Raw genomic sequence first — 18,987 nt, 5'->3', positions numbered from 1 at the left:
CGCCCGGCCCGTGCAGTGAACACCCAGGGAGGGTTCTCCCGCCGCGGATGGCTGCTCTTCGGAGCGATGGCACTGCTGTGGGGCGTGCCCTACCTGTTCATCAGCATCGCGGTCGAGTCGCTCTCGCCGCCCGCCATCGTCGCGGGGCGCACGCTGATCGCGGCGCTGCTCCTCCTGCCGTTCGCGCTCCGTGGGGGCGCACTGCGTGCGGCGCTGAAGCATTGGCCGTGGGTTCTGGCGTTCGGCCTGGTCGAGATGGCCGGCCCGTTCGTGCTGCTGGGCCATGCCGAGATGACGCTGCCGTCGGGAATGACGGGTCTGCTCGTCGCCACGGTGCCGCTGTTCGCCGCGCTCATCGCCCTGGGCGGGGGCGACCGGGGCGTCCTGCGCCCCGCGCGGGGCATCGGGCTTCTGGTGGGTTTCGTCGGAGTCGCGATCGTCGTCGCCGGTCCAGGCCTCTTCGGAGGGGAGGTCAGTCTGCTCGCCGCAGGGGAGGTGCTGCTGGTCGCCATCCTCTACGCGATCGCGCCGTTCATCGTCGCCCGCAAGCTGAACGACGTGCCGTCACTCGGGACGATCACGCTGTCGCTCTCGATGATCGGGATCATCTACCTTCCGATCGGTCTCCTCACCCAGCACGAGGTGCCCACGCTGCCGTCGATCTGGGCGCTGCTCGCGCTCGCCGTCATCTGCACGGCCGTCGCATTCCTCGCCTTCTTCGCGCTCATCCGCGAGGTCGGTCCCGTGCGGGCGCCGCTGTTCACCTACGTCAACCCGGTGGTCGCGATCATCCTCGGTGCGATCGTGCTCGCCGAGCCGTTGACCCCCGGCCTGCTCATCGGATTCCCGCTGATCATCGTCGGATGCTGGTTCGCCGCCACCGGAGGGCGGCTGCGGCCACCGGCATCCGTCGCTCCCGATCTCGCTCCGCTGCCGCCCGCACCCTGACAGACCCCCGATCCCGTCACATGCGAAGCAGGGCATATGCGCCGATCGTAGAATGAGCGTGGGCGGATCCGCCCGACATCCCAGGGAGTGAACGTGGCCCTCATCGTGCAGAAGTACGGCGGCTCCTCAGTCGCCGACGCAGAGAGCATCAAGCGCGTCGCCAAGCGCATCGTCGACACACGTCGCGCCGGCCACGACGTCGTCGTCGCCGTGAGCGCGATGGGCGACACGACCGACGAACTGCTCGACCTCGCGAACGAGGTCGCGCCGATCCCCGCGCCGCGCGAGCTCGACATGCTGCTCTCGAGCGGTGAGCGCATCTCGATGGCGCTCCTGGCGATGGCCATCCACTCGATGGGCTTCGAGGCCCGATCGTTCACCGGCAGCCAGGCCGGAATGATCACCGACTCCCAGCACGGCGCCGCCCGCATCGTCGACGTCACGCCGATCCGTCTGCGCGAAGCTCTCGACGAGGGCGCGATCGTCATCGTCGCCGGCTTCCAGGGCTTCAACCGCGACACCCGCGACATCACGACGCTCGGGCGCGGGGGCTCAGACACGACGGCCGTCGCTCTCGCCGCAGCTCTCGACGCCGACGTCTGCGAGATCTACAGCGACGTCGACGGCATCTTCACGGCAGACCCCCGCGTCATCCCGAAGGCGCAGAAGCTCGACCACATCGGCAGCGAGGAGATGCTCGAGCTCGCGGCCAACGGCGCCAAGGTGCTCTACATCCGCGCCGTCGAGTACGCACGCCGTCACGGCGTCCTGATCCACGCCCGGTCGACGTTCTCGTCGTCCGAGGGCACATACGTTCTGGGCGAGGGCATGAAGAACCCTCGCGAAGCCGAGGGAGCAGCAGCCATGGAAGAACCGATCGTCGCCGGTGTCGCCACCGATTTCGGCCAGGCCAAGATCACCGTCGCAGGCGTGCCCGACGTGCCGGGCAAGGCAGCGGAGATCTTCAAGATCGTCGCCAAGTCGGGCGCGAACGTCGACATGATCGTGCAGAACGTGTCGGCCACAGGACGCACCGACATCTCGTTCACAGTTCCCAAGGCCGATTCGGCGGCAGCGCTCAAGGCGCTCGCGGGAGAGCAGACCGAGGTCGGCTTCCAGAACCTCGTGCACGACGACCAGATCGGCAAGCTCTCGGTCGTGGGCGCCGGAATGCGCACGCACTCCGGGGTCTCGGCGGTGCTGTTCGAGGCGCTGTCCGCAGGAGGCATCAACATCGAGATGATCTCGACGTCCGAGATCCGCATCTCGGTGGTGCTCCGCGACACCGATCTCGCTGAGGCCGCCCGTACCGTGCACACCGCCTACGGGCTCGACGGCGACGCCGAGGCCACGGTCCACGCCGGCACCGGACGCTGACCGACGCCCGCACACCGCCCGACGGTCCTCGGCCATCGGGCGGCACGGTAGACTCACCGAAACCCTGACATCGGCGCCAGGCGCGGCATCCGCACCCCGACGTCGCGCCCGAAGCCTCGACTGCTGCACTGCACGACGCCAAGGAACATCATGACCCGCATCTCCGACTCAGGACTCTCCGTCGCCATCGTGGGCGCCACCGGCCAGGTGGGCACCGTGATGCGCGAGATTCTCGCCGAGCGGTCCTTCCCGATCCGCGAGCTGCGTCTGTTCTCGTCGTCGCGCTCCGCGGGCACCGCCATCGAGTTCGGCGGTGCGACGGTAATCGTCGAAGATGTCGAGACAGCGGATGCCGGGGGCATCGACATCGCCCTCTTCTCGGCCGGCGCGACCGCCAGCCGTGCCTACGCTCCCCGGTTCGCCGAGGCAGGAGCCGTCGTCGTCGACAACTCCAGCGCCTGGCGCAACGACCCCGAGGTGCCTCTCGTCGTCAGCGAGGTCAACCCGCACGCGATCGACGACCGTCCCCGCGGCATCATCGCGAACCCGAACTGCACGACCATGGCCGCGATGCCCGTGCTGAAGGCGCTGCATGCCGAGGCCGGTCTCGAGCGCCTCATCGTCTCGACCTACCAGGCCGTCTCCGGCTCCGGTCTCGCCGGCGCCCAGGAGCTCCTCGGTCAGGTCGAGGGCGTTCTCGCTCAGGGCGACACCCTGCGCCTCGTGCACGACGGCTCGTCGATCGACTTTCCCGAGCCCGAGAAGTACGTCGCACCGATCGCGTTCGACGTCATCCCGTTCGCGGGCAACCTGGTCGACGACGGTCAGAACGAGACGGACGAGGAGAAGAAGCTCCGCAACGAGAGCCGCAAGATCCTCGAACTGCCCGACCTCCGTGTCGCCGGAACCTGCGTACGCGTTCCCGTCTTCACGGGTCACTCGCTCTCGATCAACGTCGAGTTCGCGAACGACATCACGCCGCAGCGCGCCGCCGAGGTGCTCTCCGCGGCCCCCGGAGTCGTCCTCGACGAGGTGCCTACCCCCCTGCAGGCCGCTGGCAAGGATCCGAGCTTCGTCGGCCGCATCCGTGCCGATCAGTCCGCTCCCGAGAACAAGGGCCTCGTGCTGTTCATCAGCAACGACAATCTGCGCAAGGGTGCGGCGCTCAATGCCGTGCAGATCGCCGAGATCCTCGCCGAGCGCCTGGTCGCCATAGCCTGATCGCATCGCCGCCATGCGGATCCGGTCTCACGAGGCGGGTCCGCGTGGTCGGTCACGCCGTGGCTGCGAACTAGACTGTCGTGGTGACCGAAACCGTCGATGTCGTCTTGATCGGTGGTGGCATCATGAGCGCCACCCTGGGTACCCTTCTGCACGAGCTGCAGCCGGATTGGAAGATCGTCGCGTTCGAGCGACTCTCCGATGTGGCTCAGGAATCGTCGAACCCCTGGAACAACGCGGGCACGGGCCACGCGGCGCTCTGCGAGCTGAACTACATGCCGCAGCAGAAGGGCGCGCCTCTCGACCCGGCCAAGGCCGTCTCGATCAACGAGCAGTTCCAGCAGAGCCGTCAGTTCTGGTCGTCGCTGGTCGATCGGGGAGTGCTCGACGCTCCCTCGACCTTCATCAACGCGACCCCGCACATGACGTTCGTGCGCGGCGAGAAGGACGTCAAGTACCTCAAGGACCGTTACGAGGTGCTCAAGGAGCAGCCGCTGTTCGACGGCATCGAGTACAGCGAGGACTCCCGCGTCATCAACAAGTGGGCGCCGCTCCTCATGCAGCAGCGCCGCAAGGGCGAGCCGTTCGCCGCGACGCGGGTGCCGGCGGGTACCGATGTCGACTTCGGCGCTCTGACGCATCAGCTCTTCGACCACCTCACCGAGTCGGGCGTGACGTTGCGCACCAACCACGAGGTCAAGAGCCTGAAGAAGCAGAAGGACGGCACCTGGCTGGTCAACTACCGCACCACGATCGGGCGCACGCCGAACCAGATCAAGGCGCGCTTCGTGTTCGTCGGTGCCGGCGGATGGGCGCTCAAGCTGCTGCAGCGCTCGGGCATCCCCGAGATCAAGGGCTACGGCGTCTTCCCGATCGGCGGCCAGTTCCTGAAGACCTCCAACCCGAAGATCGTCGCCCAGCACCAGGCCAAGGTCTACTCACAGGCGTCCGTGGGTGCGCCGCCCATGTCGGTGCCGCACCTCGACACGCGTGTGGTCGGTGGTGAGGCCTCGCTGATGTTCGGCCCCTTCGCCACGTTCAGCCCCAAGTTCCTCAAGAACGGCTCGATGCTCGACATCGTGTCGCAGGTGCGCACGCACAACCTGTGGCCGATGCTGCGGGTCGCGTTCGCGAACCCCGGCCTCATCACCTATCTGGTGGGCGAGCTGATGAAGAACCATGCCAAGAAGGTCGACAGCCTCCGCACGTTCATGCCTACGGCCAAAGACGAGGACTGGACTCTGATCGACGCCGGTCAGCGCGCGCAGGTGATGAAGAAGGATGCCAAGAAGGGCGGCATCCTGCAGTTCGGTACCGAGGTCGTCGCGGCGGCCGACGGATCGATCGCGGGTCTGCTCGGCGCATCGCCGGGAGCATCCACCGCGGTGCCGATCATGCTCGATCTGCTCAAGAAGTGCTTCCCAGCCGAGTACCCCGGCTGGGAGTCCGAGCTGCGGGAGCTCATCCCCACGTTCGGCGAGAAGCTGAACACGGATGCCGCGCTGGCAGCGAGGTCCACCGCGGCGACGGCCGCCACGCTCGGCATCAACGAATAAGCGGCCTGTGGCGAAGCTCTACTTCCGCTACGGGGCGATGAACTCGGGCAAGTCCACTTCGCTGCTGCAGGCCGCGTACAACTACGAGGAGCGCGGGCAGCATGTGCTGCTCGCCAAGCCCGAGATCGACACCAAGGGCGCCTCCGAGATCGCGAGTCGTCTCGGCGTCACGCGTGAGGTCGACTACCTCATCGCGCCGGGCGCCGACGTGCGCGCGCTCTTCGGCGAGCATCGGGAGCGCGTACGTCGCGCCGTAGCCGGCGAACCGGTGCGCGGCGGATCGATCGACGTCGCCTGCCTTCTGATCGACGAGGCCCAGTTCCTCACCGCGGAGCAGGTCGACGACCTCTTCCGGATCGCGATCGAAGACGGCATCCCCGTGATCGCCTACGGCATCCGCAACGACTTCCTCACCCACGCCTTCCCCGGGTCGGCCCGGCTGCTCGCCATCGCGCACTCACTCGAAGAGCTGAAGACGATCTGCCGCTGCGGGCGCAAGGCGGTCTTCAATGGTCGCGTGATCGGCGGCCGGTTCGTGTTCGACGGAGACCAGGTCGCCATCGACGAGGGAGCAGGCGGGTCCGTCGCTCCCGAGGTCACGACCTACGAGTCTCTTTGCGGCGCCTGCTACCTCGAAGAGTCCGGCGGACGCCTGGGCTGACATCCCGCGACTCGTGCTCCCGCCCGCGGGCGGTGCCTCGTCATGCCCGGATTGCGTGGTCTGACCACACGCGCTACTGTGGTCAGACCACATGAGCGCGTCGACGATCGACGCCGCCGACGCGAACGACGAGGAGAGCGGATGCCCGAGCAGCCCGCGCGCGCCTGGCGCCTCGTCCTCGAATATGTCGAGCGGGATCTGCTGGAGGGCCGCCTCGGCCCCGGCGACCGGCTCGCCTCCGAGCGCGACCTCGCCGCCGATCTCGGCGTGGGGAGGTCGAGCGTCCGCGAGGCGCTGCGCGTTCTCGAGGTCATGGGGCTCATCCGCACGGCTACGGGTTCCGGACCCCAATCGGGTGCCATCGTCATCGCGACCCCGACCGGCGGCATGTCGACACTGCTGCGTCTCCAGGTCGCAGCTCAAGGCTTCCCTCTGACCGACGTCGTGCAGACGCGTCTGCTGCTCGAAGACGCGGTCGCCGCAGCTCTCGCCGGCCAGCAGGACCCGGATCTCACCGCTGCGCACAGCGTCCTCGATGCGATGGATGCCGAGGGCCTGACCTCCGCCGAGTTCCTCGCCCTCGATGCGCAGCTGCACCTCGCGCTGGCCGAGTCGAGCGGTAACACGGTCGTCGCGGCGATCATGGCCGGTCTCCGCACCGCCATCGAGTCGTACGTGCAGGAAGGGGCGGCATCCATCGCCGACTGGGATGCCATGGCCGACCTCCTGCGCACCGAGCACCGCGCGATCATCGCGGCCATCGCCGCGGGTGACGCGACGACGGCTCAGGCGCTCGTGCGCGCCCACATCACCGGTTACTACACGGCGGCGGGACTCACCCGCAGCACCCGACCCACCGACTGAGAGGACACGACATGGTCCAGCGCCAGCTTCCCAACCCCGCAGAGCTGCTCGAGCTGATGAAGTTCAAGAAGCCCGAGTTCGACGGCAAGAAGCGCCGCCTCGACTCGGCGCTCACGATCGATGACCTGCGCACCATCGCCAAGCGCCGCACGCCCAAGGCGGCGTTCGACTACACCGACGGCGCGGCAGAGGGCGAGCTCTCGCTCACGCGCGCACGCCAGGCCTTCCAGGATGTCGAGTTCCACCCCGGCATCCTGCGCCCGGCTCCGTCGGTCGACACGTCCGTCGAGATCCTCGGCGGCCCGTCAGCGCTTCCCTTCGGCATCGCCCCCACCGGATTCACGCGTCTCATGCAGACCGAGGGCGAGGTCGCGGGAGCCGGAGCCGCCGCCGCGGCAGGCATCCCGTTCACTCTGTCGACCCTCGGCACGACGTCGATCGAGGGAGTGAAGGCGGCGAACCCGAACGGTCGCAACTGGTTCCAGCTGTATGTCATGCGCGACCGCGAGATCTCGTACGAGCTGACGCGTCGCGCGGCCGCAGCCGGCTTCGACACCCTGCAGTTCACGGTCGACACCCCCGTCGCGGGAGCGCGCCTGCGCGACAAGCGCAACGGCTTCAGCATTCCGCCCCAGCTGACGCTCGGGACGATCATCAACGCCATCCCTCGTCCGTGGTGGTGGTACGACTTCCTCACGACCCCCAAGCTCGAGTTCGCGTCGCTGAGCACCACCGGCGGCACGGTCGGCGAGCTGCTCGACGCCGCGATGGACCCGACCATCAGCTACGACGACCTCGCGGTCATCCGCGACATCTGGCCCGGCAAGATCGTGATCAAGGGCGTGCAGAACGTCGAGGACTCGGTGCGACTGCGTGACGCGGGCGTCGACGGCATCGTGCTCTCGAACCACGGAGGACGCCAGCTCGACCGAGCGCCCATCCCGTTCCACCTGCTGCCGGAGGTGCGCAAGGCCGTCGGCGACGACTTCACCGTCATGATCGACACCGGCATCATGAACGGTGCCGACATCGTCGCCGCGGTCGCACTGGGAGCAGACTTCACACTCATCGGCCGCGCCTACCTGTACGGCCTGATGGCCGGTGGCCGTGCGGGCGTCGACCGCACGATCAGCATCCTCCGCACCGAGATCGAGCGCACCATGCGCCTGCTCGGGGTGGCCTCGCTCGCCGAGCTCGAGCCTGCGCACGTCACGCAGCTCACGCGCCTCGTGCCGGTGACGCGCTCCGCAGCCGACGCTTTGGTGCGCTGACGCGGGCCTCGGTCAGGCCGCGGACTCGGTGACTCGTCGGGTCCGCGGCGGCCAGGGGATGAGCATCGACGTCGTCCGGCGGTAGTCGGCGTACGCGGGGTACTTGGCCGCGGTGATCGACTCGGTGAAGATCGTCGATCCGATGAACAGGATGCTGAGCAGGGACGGCCCGATGACGGTCCAGTTCAGCGCTCCGCCGAGGAAGCCTGCACCCGAGGCGACCGTAGCCGTCGCCCCGATCGCGTAGAACGCCCACCACTGGCTCTGCTCGAAGAAGAAGTTGGGGTGACGGCTGACGCGGAACAGCCCCTCGGTGGCGAAGCCCGGGGAGAGGGTTCCGCCCGCCTGCTTCTTGCGTCGGTGGAATTCCCATTGCTGCTGGTCTGCGACAGTCTCGCCGATGAGCAGTGCCAGGAAGATCGCGGCGAACACGAGGTCCCACGCATTCAGCGGAGCAGGGTGCTGCAGCGCGACTTCCGCCGACAGTGTGATGAGCACGAGCAATGTCATCTGATAGCCGATGATGAACAGCAGGTTGAAGAGCTGGAACTGCCACGGCTTCATGCGTCCGCGAAGGACCGCCCACCGGTAGTCCTCCATCCCGGTATACCCGCCTTTGCGGGCGAAGTTGTACGTGAGGCGCACACCCCACAGCGTCACGAGGACGGCCATGAGAACCAGACGGCTCGCGTCCTGGCCGCTGGCGAGAGCACTGCCCGCGAAGATCCACACGTAGACGATCGGGACGATCGACCAGGCGCGGTCGACCCACGAGGTGTCGCGGGTCACGAGCGACAGGATCCAGCACGCCGCGCTCGCGACGGCCGCGGTCAGGACGACGATCAGCAGCGGTTCCATACCGACATGCTAGAACTCCGCTGCCTCTGCAGGCCGGAGGTGCGCGTCGAGCGTCAGAGCGTGGGGAGGAGCGCGTCGAGCTTGTCGGCGGTGTCCTCCCAGCCCTCCACGGCGACGGAGGGGACGCCGATCGCGAGCACGGGGTAGTCGTTGCCGCCCTCGTCGAGACGGTCGCCGTAGAACAGCATCGAGGTCAGGGGGATGCCGGTGTGCTCGGCGAGCTGTCGCATGCCGTAGGCCTTGTCGATCCCCGCGAGGGTGATGTCGATCGACGTCGACCCGCCCGAGCGCACCTCGAGGTCGGGAAGACGGGCGGCCACGGCATCCCGCAGTGATCCGCGCTTCGCGCCGGAGGGATCCCAGTCGCGCTTCGCGTCGTGCGGAGCCTTCTGTCCGAGGGCCGAGAACGTGATCTGCGAGCCGCGGTCCTCGAGGATGTCACCCCACGGCTCCGCCTCCCAGAGCCCGAGTCGCTCGGCCTCTTCCCGCAGTGCGGCTAGAGCGCCCGCTTTCTGCTCGGCGGTGAGGTCCTGCGCGTACACGGGAGAGAAGTCCGCGCCGTCGTAGCGCAGATACCGCGTGCCGCACGTCGGAAGCAGGTGCAGACGTGCGGCCGCCGCCTCGTCGATCTTGCCGAGGCGGGCGATGACCTGCGAGCGGAACTGGGTCTCGTTCCCGCCGGAGATGATGGCGACGTCGACCCTCTCGAGCAGCGCGAGCAGCAGCGAGGCGATGCGAGGGTCGATGGCGCCCTTGGAGGGGGCGAGGGTGTCGTCGAGATCGAAGGCTACGAGATCAGGCGAGGTCATGATGCTTCCAGATTACGGGGTGGACGGTGAGAACTCTGAGGTGCGAACAGCAGGGTTCCGGCGATCGCGACGAAGACCCCGATCAGGGCGCCGCCGGAGTTGGCGATCACATCGGTCACGGTCGCGGCGCGATGCGGCAGTGCGAGGCGCTGTGCGATCTCGATCGAGACCGACAGTGCCGGCCCCAGGATCACCGCGAGCGGCCAGAAGCGCCGAGGCACCAGCACGAACGCGAGGATGCCGACCGGCACGAACACGAGCACGTTCGCGATGATCTCGAGGCGCGTGAAGTCGAGCGACTCCCAGCCCAGCCGGTGAGCCGCCGAGAGCACGAGGTCGAGCAGATTCGGCATGGTCTCCTCGACACGCGCGGGAGTGAGCGTGAGCAGGGCGAGGCCCGCGAGGAAGGGGATGCCGAGCGCGATCGCGATGCCGCGCGTGAGGCGGCGCGGGGGAGGGAACAGGTTGTTCACGCGGTCCCTTCGCCTCGGTCCTGGTACAGAGAAGGCCGCCCGTGAGGGCGGCCTTCCGGTGTTACTGGTCGGGGTGACAGGATTTGAACCTGCGACCTCTTCGTCCCGAACGAAGCGCGCTACCAAGCTGCGCCACACCCCGTTTTGCAACCCTCCGAGTCTACAGCGAAATGCCCTCAGCGCCGAATCGAGGGGTCAACCGCGCGCCGTCAGCGTGAGCAGCGTCGCCTCGGGGCGGCACGCGAAGCGCACGGGCGCATAAATAGAGTGTCCGCAGCCGGCGCTGACGTTGAGGGGCACCGTGCGCCCGCCCTGCGTCCACGTGCTCAGGCCCTTGGCCTGCTTGAGGGGGATGTCGCAGTTCGCGACGAGAGCGCCGAAGCCGGGGAGGCATACCTGGCCGCCGTGCGTGTGCCCGCCGAAGATCGCATCCGCGCCGAGCTCGATGTAGCGGTTCATCACGCGCTGGTAGGGCGCATGCGTCACTCCGAGTACCGAGGTGCCCGGTTCCCGCGGTCCGAGCGCGTCGATCGCCGCGGGCAGATCGTCGAGGCGGTCCCACTGCCGGTGCGCATCGCTCACGCCGAAGAAGTCGATCGTGTCGCCGGCGACCGTGAGTCGAGCGGCCGTGTTGTTCAGGTCTGCCCAGCCGAGTTCTTCGGTGAAGAATGCGTCCATCGCATCGGTGTCGAGGAATGTGGGCTCGTGGTGCCGCTGCGAGGGACCGGCGAAGTAGCGGATCGGGTTGCGCGGCGACGGGCCGTTGACGTCGTTCGAGCCGTGCACGAATACGCCGGGGATGCCGGCGAAAGGCTCGAACGCCCGACGGATGCCCTCGAGGCCGTCGCGGTGCCCGAGGTTGTCACCGGTGTTGATGATGAGGTCGGGCTTCAGCTGCGCGAGCGAGGCGAGCCAGTCCTGCTTGCGATGCTGCCATGGCGCCATGTGCGCATCCGAGATATGCAGCACGCGCAGCGGTGCGGATCCGGGAGCGAGAGCGGATGCCGTCGCCTCCCGAACCGTGAAGAGGTAGCGCTCGATGCCGATGCCCCACACGGCGGCTGCAACACCAGCGGCCCCCACCGCGCCGAGCGCGATGAGGGCCGGGTGTGCCGTTCGTCGTGAGGTCACTGGCAGGTGACCGAGATCGCTGTCGACTTGTTGGTCGCGGTGTTCGCGGGCGGGTTCGTGCTCGCCACGACCGCGTTCGGCGGGTTGCACGAGTTGTCGAAGGAGATCGACGAGAACCCTGCGCCGAACAGCGCGTTCTGGGCGGCGGCCTTCGGCTGCCCTGTGATGTCCGGCACGGTGGTTCCCTGGCCGTTGCTCGGCGAGATCGTGACCGTCGCACCGCTCGGGGCCTGACCCGAGGGGTCCTGCGCGACGATGACGTCACCGGCGGGGCCGTCAGCCGGCGCGCCGACCACGACCTGGAAGCCGGCGTTCTCGAGCGTGGCGGTCGCCGTCGCGGTGTCCATCCCGATCACGGAGGGGACATCGGTCAGCACCTGCTTGCTCAGGTTCGCGTCCGGCTGGGGGAACGCGTCGCCGCCGTAGATGTTGTTCGCCGCTCCTTGCATCGTTCGCGCGAGCTGGTATCGCATCTCGTTCAGCGCGGTGCCGCCCCAGCTCTGACGAAGGATGCTGGCCTGGCCCTCCGAGCGTCCGACCCAGATCGCCGTGGTGACTTTGGTGCTCGACTCGATCATCATGGTTCCCCACGACTCGTGGGTACCCGTCTTTCCGATGAGGGGAACTCCGTCGCGCGTGTTCGCCTTGTTACCGGTTCCGCCGGCGTTCATGACGCCCTGCAGCGCGAAGGCGGCGGTCGCGGCGACCTCGGGCGAGATGACCTGAGAGCACTTCGACTCCGGGATCGGCAGGTCCTTGCCGTCGGCGTCGACCACGCGGTCGATCGCCTTCGGGGTGCAGTAGATGCCGCCGTTCGCGACCGTGGCGTAGGCGCCGGCCATCGCGAGCGGCGAGATGTACTTCGAGCCGAGGATGTCGTAGGGGGCTGGGCTGCCGTCGGTGGTCTTGCCGCCGTTGGCGAGCGTGACGCCCATACGGTCGGCAACGGCGTTGATCTTGCAGAGGTCGAGCTTCTCGGCCATCGCGAGGTAACCGCTGTTGAGCGAGTCGGCGGTGAACTTCATCACGGTTCCGGTCGAGCCGCCGGCGTTGTTGAAGTTCTGGATCTTGGTGGTGTTGCGGATGATGTCGTCGCCGCACTTGAACTTCGAGAAGACGCGGTTGCTTCCGTTCAGGGTCTCTCGCACCGAGTGGCCCTCTTCAAGCCAGTCGATGAGGGTGAAGAGCTTGTAGGTCGAGCCGACCGAGAAGCCGTTGGATCCACCGTGCGCCTTGTCGGTGCCGAACACCAGCGCGGTGTATGCCTGGTCGCCCTGGATCGTCTCGCTGAAGGTCGTGTTCTGCGTGATCGCGAGCACACGACCCGTGCTGGTCTCGAGCGAGATGCCTGCAGCGCCGAAGAACTGGTTGTCGTAGTTCGCGGGAACCGTGTTCGCCATGACCTCGGCGCCCGCGCTCTGGATGTCGATGTTCATCGTCGAGTAGATCTTGAGGCCACCCTGACGAAGCAGATCGCGGCGCTCCTGCTCGGTCTCGCCGAAGGCGGGGTCGTCGAGGACGACGGACTTCACGTACTCGCAGAAGTAGGCGCTGCGGGCCACGTTGCCTGCAGACACGCATCCCTGCGTGGGCTGCGTGATCGCGGGAGTGATCGGCGAGGCATCCGCCTCGTCGAACTGGGCCTGCGTGATCTTGCCGAGTGCCAGCATTCGGTCGAGCACATAGTGGCGGCGATCCAGCGTCTGGGCATAGCCGTCCGCCTCGCTGTTGTGCCCGACGCCGTCCGCATCCGTCCAGGTGCCGGCTGGCCGGTCGATCCGGTACTGGTTCGGGTTCTGCACCATTCCGGCGATCGTGGCCGCCTGCGCGACCGTCAGGTTCGCAGCCGTCGTAGAGAAGTAGTAGTTCGCCGCCGACTCGATCCCGTAGACCGTGCCGCCGAAGTTCGCGATGTTGAGGTACCCGAGCAGGATGTCGTTCTTCGAGTACTCCTTCTCGATCTGCAGGGCGAATCGCATCTCCTGCAGCTTGCGTTCGATGCCCTTGGCGCCTACCGCGTTGGTCGCGTCGGCCCAGCACTGCTGGAGGTCGTCGGCGTAGGTGCCCGACGCGGGGTCGGCTTCCTGCTCGCACTCCTGGATCAGCACGTTCTTGACGTACTGCTGCGTGATGGTCGACGCGCCTCGGTCGTCGGTGCCGCGCAGGTTGTCGACGAGGGCCTTGGCCGTCGCGCCGACGTTGATGCCGCCGTGGCTGAAGTAGTCCTTGTCCTCGCTCGAGAGGACCGCGTCGAACACGACGGGGTTGATCTGCTCGTACGTCACAGGCACGCGGTTCTGCTCGTAGAACGACGCCAGCTCGACCGGTGTCCCGTCGGAGGCGGTCGCGTAGATCGTCGACTGCTCCATCGGCCGGTTCACCTGGAGGTTCGCGGGGAGGTCTTCGAAGATCGTGAGGGCCTGGGATCCGGCGATACCCGTCATGGCGAGAACAGGGGTGACGCTGGCCGCGACGAGGAGGCCGGCTACGGCGCTGAGCCCGACGAGTCCGAGGACTCCGCCGAGCGCACCTTTCACCGTGCGATTCTTTTGAGGCATACGCTTGATCGTAGGGGAGTTCCCTGAATACCGCCTTTGACGCATCCGCGCGCGCGTATGCGGCCAGACAGGAGTGCCATGACCACGTGGGAGTACCTGACCACCCCGCTGCTGATCCACAACACCGCCGCGATCCTCAACAACTGGGGCAAGCAGGGCTGGGAGCTCGTGCAGGTCATCCAGGGACCTGAGGGCGGGCTCGTCGCCTACTTCAAGCGTCCGGTGACCGCGGATGCCGCAGGCAACGCCGGTCTCGCCGCGGCTGCCGAGGCATCCCGCCAGTTCGACGGGGGCGCGGCATGAGCGTCTCCGAGCGCCTGAGCGAACTCGGCATCGAGCTGCCCGCGGTCGCCGCCCCCGTCGCGGCTTACGTCCCCGCCGTGGTGCACGCCGGTCTCGTCTACACCTCCGGTCAGCTGCCCTTCTCCGGTGGTGCGCTGCCCGCCACCGGCAAGGTCGGAGCGGAAGTCACCGCCGAAGACGCGAACACCTACGCCCGCACCTGCGCCCTCAACGCCCTCGCGGCGGCCGCGGATGCCGCAGGCGGTGTCGATCGGATCGCCGGAGTGCTCCGCGTCGGCGGCTTCGTGGCATCCACTCCCGACTTCACGGGACAGCCCGGTGTCATCAACGGCGCGAGCCTCGTGCTCGGCGAGATCTTCGGAGATGCCGGTCGACACGTGCGCGCCGCAGTCGGCGTGCCCGTGCTGCCGCTCGACAGCCCGGTCGAGGTGGACGTCGTCTTCATCCTCGCCTGAGTCCGCACGCTCAGAACGCCCCCTCCCGAATCTGAATCGGGAGGGGGCGTTCTGCGTTCGCGCTACTTGACCTGGGCCGAGATGATGCTCATCACGGCGGTGTCGGCCAGTGTCGTGGTGTCGCCGACCTCGCGGCCCTCTGCGACATCGCGCAGGAGGCGTCGCATGATCTTGCCCGAGCGGGTCTTCGGCAGCTCGCCGACGATGTAGACGTCTCGCGGTCGTGCGATCGCACCGATCTGCTCGCCGACCCACAGACGCAGCTGCTGGGCGAGGCCCGCGGGGTCGTGAGCCGAGAGGTAGCTCTCCTTGATGATCACGAACGCGACGACGGCCTGGCCGGTGGTCTCATCCGCGGCGCCGACGACCGCGGCCTCGGCGGTGGCCTCGTGGGCGACCAGTGAGGATTCGATCTCGGCCGTCGAGAGGCGGTGGCCCGAGACGTTCATGACGTCGTCGACTCGGCCGAGCAGCCACAGGTCCCCGTCGGTATCCAGCCGCGCGCCGTCGCCCGCGAAGTAGTATCCCTGCTCCTCGAACTTCTCCCAGTACGTCTCCTTGTAGCGCTCGGGGTCGCCCCAGATGCCGCGGAGCATGCTCGGCCAGGGCTCGGTGACGACGAGCAGGCCGCCGTTGCCGTTGCCGACCTCGACCCCCGCCTCATCGACCACGTCGATCGAGATGCCGGGCAGCGGGACCTGCGCCGAGCCGGGCTTGGTCGCCGTGACCCCGGGAAGCGCCGAGACCATGATCGCGCCGGTCTCGGTCTGCCACCAGGTGTCGACGATCGGGGTCTTGCCGGCGCCGATCACATCGCGATACCAGATCCACGCCTCGGGGTTGATGGGCTCGCCCACCGAGCCGAGCAGGCGCAGCGACGACAGATCGAACTTCGCGGGGACACTGCGACCGATCTTCATGAACGAGCGGATGGCGGTCGGCGCGGTGTAGAAGATCGAGACCTTGTACTTCTCGATGATCTCCCACCAGCGGCCGGGGTGCGGAGCATCAGGTGTGCCCTCGTAGATCACCTGGGTCGCGCCGTTGGCGAGGGGGCCGTACGTGACGTAGCTGTGGCCGGTGATCCAGCCGATGTCGGCCGTGCACCAGTAGACGTCGGTCTCGGGGTGCAGATCGAACACGTACTTGTGCGAGTACGCGGCCTGGGTGAGGTAGCCCCCGGACGTGTGCAGGATGCCCTTCGGCTTTCCGGTGGTGCCAGAGGTGTAGAGGATGAACAGGGGGTTCTCGGCGGGGAAGGCCTCTGCCGTGTGCTCGGGGGATGCCGCGGGGACGACCTCGTGCCACCACAGGTCGCGGCCCTCTTCCCACTCGACCTCGTTCTCGCCGCGCTTGACGACGAGCACGTGCTCGACCGTCTGCTGTTCGCCGTCGCCCCGGTCGGCCAGCGCCTGGTCGACTGCGGGCTTGAGGGCGGACACGCGACCCTTGCGGTATCCGCCGTCGGCGGTGATCACGAGCTTCGCGCCGGCGTCGTCGATGCGCGAGCGCAGGCTGTCGGCACTGAATCCACCGAACACGACGGAGTGGATGGCCCCGACGCGGGCGACCGCGAGCATCGACGCGACCGCTTCGGGGATCATCGGCAGATAGATCGCGACACGGTCGCCATGACCGATCCCGAGCCCCTCGAGCACGTTGGCGACGCGCTTGACCTCTTCGGTCAGCTCGGCGTAGGTGATCGATCGGGAGTCGCCCGGCTCGCCCTCCCAGTGCAGCGCGACCCGGTCGCCGTTTCCTGCCTCGACGTGGCGGTCGAGGCAGTTGTAGGCGACGTTCAGCTCGCCGTCGTCGAACCACTTCGCGAACGGGGGCGTCGACCAGTCGAGCACCTGCGTGAACGGCTTGTGCCACTCCAGGAGCTCACGGGACTGCTCGCCCCAGAACGCCTCGCGGTCGGTCGCTGCACTCTCATACAGCGCCGGCGACGAGATCGACTGGGCGACGAACTCCTCGGACGGCGGGAACTGGCGGGTCTCATCGAGAAGATGATCGATCTGACTGCTCATCGGCAGACGCTCCTTTGCGGCATGGCAGGTCGTGCGGGCATGACCGTACGGGGGCACGATCAGGTCAGGGCGAATCTAGCCCGGGCCACCGACGTCGCATACTGCCGAAAGTAGGTAGTGCGACGGGTTTTGTCAGGACGGTCGCCTTGCGTACACTCGACGTCAGCCGAATTCTCATTCTGGCCTTGGCGTGCCCGATTCCCCCATGAGGGACGCCGTGGGCGGCATCTCATTCCCCCCGTGGGATGCCGCCCATCTCTCGTGTGAGCGCTCTCATGGAACGCAGCCCTCGGCGCCGTCCGAGATCGCATCCCCTCTGCACGGATGCCGCCTGATCGCGATTCCTCACAGGCTGCGACGAGATGGCGGTCAGCGACGGAAGCGGCCACCCGGCCTCGCCTACTTTCGGGGGATGCCCGATCCTTTCGTCCTCCAGCCCCGCGGCGTCACGCCGTGGGGCGCAGATCCCGAGGCGGGGGCACGCGCCCCGTTGGCCGTCGACCCGGTGTTCGGGCCCCTCGCCGAGCACTGCGCTGATGAGGCGGTCACCGACATCTTCGTCAACGGCGCCTCGGGACTCTTCGTCGATCGCGGTCATGGAGCCGAACCCGTCGCCGGCTGGACCGCGTCCGAGCGCGAGGCGCGTGACCTCGCCGTCGCACTCGTCGGCCTCGGCGGCAGACATCTCGACGACCAGGCGCCGTGCGTCGACGTGAGACTGGAGTCGGGCATCCGGGTGCATGCAGTGCTCGCCCCGATCTCGACGACGGGCACGGCTCTGTCGATCCGGGTGCCACGGGTGCGCGCGGCAGACCTCGATGCGCTGGCAGCGCTCGGCTCGTTCGACGCTCGGCAGCACAGCTGGCTTCGGAGGCTCGTGGCGGAGCGCGCGAACATCCTCATCACCGGAGGCACGGGCACAGGCAAGACGACGCTGCTGTCAGCGCTGCTGTCGGAGGTGCCGACGGCTGAGCGCATCGTCACGATCGAAGACGTGGCAGAGCTGCGCCCTCGGCACCCTCATCACGTCGCCCTCGAGGCGAGACAACCGAACCTCGAGGGTGCTGGCGGCATCACTCTGGCCCGGCTCGTGCGGGAGTCGTTGCGCATGAGACCGGACAGGCTCGTCGTCGGCGAATGCCGAGGTGAGGAGGTCAGAGAGCTCCTCACCGCGCTGAACACCGGGCACGACGGCGGCGCGGGCACCCTGCACGCCAGCGGACTGAGCGATGTGCCGGCGCGCCTGGAGGCCCTCGGAGCCCTCGCCTCGATGGACGCCACGGCGCTGGCACGCCAGGCGGTGAGTGCGTTCACCGTGGTCCTGCACCTCGAGCGCGCGCCGGGCGGGCAGCGGCGCATCGCGCAGGCGGGCGAGTTCACCCTGATCGGGGACCGCCTCGGGATCGATGAGGTGCGACCGTGGTGATCCGTCGACGACGGCCTGTGCTCGACACCGGCGCCGACACGGCGACGTCGGTGCAGACCCTCGCAGTACTGCTGCAGGCCGGCGCGGTGCCGTTGGCCGCCTGGCGGCATCTCGCGTCGATCGGCGACGTCCACGCCGAGTCGATCGTCGTTCGGGTCGACGCGGGTCAGCCGCTGGTCGCCGCCATCGAAGCCGAGGGCGGCTCATGGCAGGATCTCGCCGCGGCGTGGGAAGTGGCGACGACAGTGGGGGCTCCGCTCGCCGAGGTGTTGAGGACGATCGCCGAGACGCTCCGTGACGCCGCATCCGCCGCCGACGATGTGCGCATCGCCCTGGCAGAGCCTGCCGGCACCGCTCGGCTGCTCCTCTGGATGCCCTTCGCCGGACTTCTGCTCGGCTTCGCCCTCGGGTTCGACACGATCGGCGTGATCACCGGAACCGCGGCCGGTGCAGGCTGCGTCGTCGCTGGTCTGCTCCTCGTCCTCGCCGCGCGCATGTGGACCGCACGGCTGCTCAGACGCGCTCGTCCCGAACCGGGCACCCCCGGCATGCGGGCAGAGCTCATGGCGGTGGCCCTGTCGGGCGGCGCCTCCATCCCGCGCGCCCTGCGGCTCGTCGAGGAGAGTTCTTCGTCGCACCGAGGGGATGACGCACGTATCCGCTCAGTGCTCGACCTGTCGAGTTCCGCAGGCGTGCCTGCCGGTGAACTCCTGCGCGCATCCGCCGCCCAGGAACGCCATGCGTCCCGAGTCGACGGTCGCATGCGCGCAGCGAAGCTCTCGACCAAGCTCCTCATTCCGCTCGGGGTCTGCACGCTGCCGGCGTTCCTCCTGCTCGGGGTCGCCCCGATGCTGCTGAGCGTCCTCGTATCGACACCGCTGCCGCTGTGACGGCCGCACACCACCGGATGCGCAGAGCGTCCGCCCACAGAAAGAAGGAACCAATGAACACCATCCCCGAACTCACCCGCTACCGCGCAGCGACACTCTTCGGAGACGACAGCGGCGCAGCCACGGCGGAGTATGCGATCACGACCATGGCAACTG

17 protein-coding genes and 1 tRNA gene are annotated in these 18,987 nt (G+C 68.0%); 11 read left to right on the top strand and 7 right to left on the bottom strand.

The genetic code is table 11. The features are described 5' to 3' along the window. Positions 1 to 15 precede the first annotated feature (15 nt). From OD997_RS07700 to OD997_RS07670, 7 genes are all read left to right on the top strand, one after another. Entirely contained in the window at positions 16 to 948 is a 933-nt protein-coding gene (locus OD997_RS07700; RefSeq protein WP_434331072.1) for a DMT family transporter, read from the top strand. Positions 949 to 1,041: 93 nt separating this feature from the next. Then, positions 1,042 to 2,325, top strand: a complete 1,284-nt coding sequence (locus OD997_RS07695) for an aspartate kinase (RefSeq protein WP_056313625.1) — start codon at positions 1,042 to 1,044, stop codon at positions 2,323 to 2,325. Between the two features lie 150 nt (positions 2,326 to 2,475). After that, positions 2,476 to 3,546, top strand: coding sequence for an aspartate-semialdehyde dehydrogenase (locus tag OD997_RS07690; protein ID WP_120494108.1), 1,071 nt, complete (start codon positions 2,476 to 2,478; stop codon positions 3,544 to 3,546). 83 nt (positions 3,547 to 3,629) lie between these two features. Then, entirely contained in the window at positions 3,630 to 5,102 is a 1,473-nt protein-coding gene (locus OD997_RS07685; RefSeq protein ID WP_434331071.1) for a malate:quinone oxidoreductase, read from the top strand. Between the two features lie 7 nt (positions 5,103 to 5,109). After that, entirely contained in the window at positions 5,110 to 5,763 is a 654-nt protein-coding gene (locus tag OD997_RS07680; RefSeq protein ID WP_434331070.1) for a thymidine kinase, read from the top strand. 141 nt (positions 5,764 to 5,904) lie between these two features. Then, the gene (locus tag OD997_RS07675) at positions 5,905 to 6,627 is read left to right on the top strand and encodes a FadR/GntR family transcriptional regulator (RefSeq protein WP_434331069.1); all 723 of its coding nucleotides are present in this window, start codon (positions 5,905 to 5,907) and stop codon (positions 6,625 to 6,627) included. Positions 6,628 to 6,638: 11 nt separating this feature from the next. Further along, positions 6,639 to 7,898 (top strand): alpha-hydroxy acid oxidase, encoded by a 1,260-nt coding sequence (locus tag OD997_RS07670; RefSeq protein ID WP_434331068.1) that lies wholly within the window; start codon positions 6,639 to 6,641, stop codon positions 7,896 to 7,898. Positions 7,899 to 7,910: 12 nt separating this feature from the next. Here the strand turns inward: OD997_RS07670 and OD997_RS07665 are convergent, their stop codons facing one another. From OD997_RS07665 to OD997_RS07640, 6 genes are all read right to left on the bottom strand, one after another. Further along, positions 7,911 to 8,756 (bottom strand): DUF1295 domain-containing protein, encoded by an 846-nt coding sequence (locus OD997_RS07665; protein ID WP_434331067.1) that lies wholly within the window; start codon positions 8,754 to 8,756, stop codon positions 7,911 to 7,913. Between the two features lie 53 nt (positions 8,757 to 8,809). Continuing rightward, positions 8,810 to 9,565, bottom strand: a complete 756-nt coding sequence (locus OD997_RS07660) for an HAD-IIB family hydrolase (RefSeq protein WP_434331066.1) — start codon at positions 9,563 to 9,565, stop codon at positions 8,810 to 8,812. Next, entirely contained in the window at positions 9,562 to 10,038 is a 477-nt protein-coding gene (locus OD997_RS07655; protein WP_434331065.1) for a VanZ family protein, read from the bottom strand. The genes OD997_RS07660 and OD997_RS07655 overlap by 4 nt, the downstream gene beginning before the upstream one ends. Positions 10,039 to 10,103: 65 nt before the next feature. Further along, positions 10,104 to 10,180, bottom strand: a tRNA-Pro gene (locus OD997_RS07650). Positions 10,181 to 10,233: 53 nt separating this feature from the next. Then, complete coding sequence (locus tag OD997_RS07645; protein WP_434331064.1) at positions 10,234 to 11,169, bottom strand: metallophosphoesterase; 936 nt, start codon at positions 11,167 to 11,169, stop codon at positions 10,234 to 10,236. Continuing rightward, positions 11,166 to 13,727 carry a transglycosylase domain-containing protein gene (locus tag OD997_RS07640; protein WP_434331063.1) on the bottom strand — a complete coding sequence of 854 codons (2,562 nt, stop codon included), beginning with the start codon at positions 13,725 to 13,727 and terminating at the stop codon, positions 11,166 to 11,168. The genes OD997_RS07645 and OD997_RS07640 overlap by 4 nt, the downstream gene beginning before the upstream one ends. 78 nt (positions 13,728 to 13,805) lie before the next feature. On the opposite strand from OD997_RS07640, the gene OD997_RS07635 reads away from it, so the two are divergent. Further along, on the top strand, positions 13,806 to 14,030 hold the full coding sequence (locus tag OD997_RS07635; RefSeq protein WP_311244541.1) for a hypothetical protein: 225 nt from the start codon (positions 13,806 to 13,808) through the stop codon (positions 14,028 to 14,030). Then, a complete protein-coding gene (locus OD997_RS07630) occupies positions 14,027 to 14,485 on the top strand; it encodes a RidA family protein (RefSeq protein WP_056312672.1) in 459 nt (152 codons plus the stop codon). Before OD997_RS07635 ends, OD997_RS07630 begins: the two co-directional genes overlap by 4 nt. 62 nt (positions 14,486 to 14,547) lie before the next feature. On the opposite strand, the gene acs is transcribed toward OD997_RS07630, so the two are convergent. Then, the gene (acs, locus tag OD997_RS07625) at positions 14,548 to 16,515 is read right to left on the bottom strand and encodes an acetate--CoA ligase (RefSeq protein ID WP_434331062.1); all 1,968 of its coding nucleotides are present in this window, start codon (positions 16,513 to 16,515) and stop codon (positions 14,548 to 14,550) included. A 412-nt stretch (positions 16,516 to 16,927) separates the two neighbouring features. Between acs and OD997_RS07620 the strand changes: the two genes are divergently transcribed. Next, a complete protein-coding gene (locus tag OD997_RS07620) occupies positions 16,928 to 17,941 on the top strand; it encodes a TadA family conjugal transfer-associated ATPase (protein ID WP_434331061.1) in 1,014 nt (337 codons plus the stop codon). Continuing rightward, positions 17,935 to 18,831 carry a type II secretion system F family protein gene (locus OD997_RS07615; protein WP_434331060.1) on the top strand — a complete coding sequence of 299 codons (897 nt, stop codon included), beginning with the start codon at positions 17,935 to 17,937 and terminating at the stop codon, positions 18,829 to 18,831. The genes OD997_RS07620 and OD997_RS07615 overlap by 7 nt, the downstream gene beginning before the upstream one ends. Positions 18,832 to 18,987 lie beyond the last annotated feature (156 nt).

The organism is Microbacterium sp. CGR1 (assembly GCF_051062835.1).
Taxonomy (GTDB): Bacteria; Actinomycetota; Actinomycetes; order Actinomycetales; family Microbacteriaceae; genus Microbacterium.
This window is presented reverse-complemented; position numbering and strand designations above follow the sequence as displayed.

Bases quoted from the DNA above. Each gene is read 5' to 3' on its own strand.
- OD997_RS07635 (WP_311244541.1), top strand. From the start codon at position 13,806: ATGACCACGTGGGAGTACCTGACCACCCCGCTGCTGATCCACAACACC.
- OD997_RS07620 (WP_434331061.1), top strand. From the start codon at position 16,928: ATGCCCGATCCTTTCGTCCTCCAGCCCCGCGGCGTCACGCCGTGGGGC.
- OD997_RS07630 (WP_056312672.1), top strand. From the start codon at position 14,027: ATGAGCGTCTCCGAGCGCCTGAGCGAACTCGGCATCGAGCTGCCCGCG.
- OD997_RS07640 (WP_434331063.1), bottom strand. From the start codon at position 13,727: ATGCCTCAAAAGAATCGCACGGTGAAAGGTGCGCTCGGCGGAGTCCTC.
- OD997_RS07675 (WP_434331069.1), top strand. From the start codon at position 5,905: ATGCCCGAGCAGCCCGCGCGCGCCTGGCGCCTCGTCCTCGAATATGTC.
- acs (WP_434331062.1), bottom strand. From the start codon at position 16,515: ATGAGCAGTCAGATCGATCATCTTCTCGATGAGACCCGCCAGTTCCCG.
- OD997_RS07660 (WP_434331066.1), bottom strand. From the start codon at position 9,565: ATGACCTCGCCTGATCTCGTAGCCTTCGATCTCGACGACACCCTCGCC.
- OD997_RS07665 (WP_434331067.1), bottom strand. From the start codon at position 8,756: ATGGAACCGCTGCTGATCGTCGTCCTGACCGCGGCCGTCGCGAGCGCG.
- OD997_RS07690 (WP_120494108.1), top strand. From the start codon at position 2,476: ATGACCCGCATCTCCGACTCAGGACTCTCCGTCGCCATCGTGGGCGCC.
- OD997_RS07670 (WP_434331068.1), top strand. From the start codon at position 6,639: ATGGTCCAGCGCCAGCTTCCCAACCCCGCAGAGCTGCTCGAGCTGATG.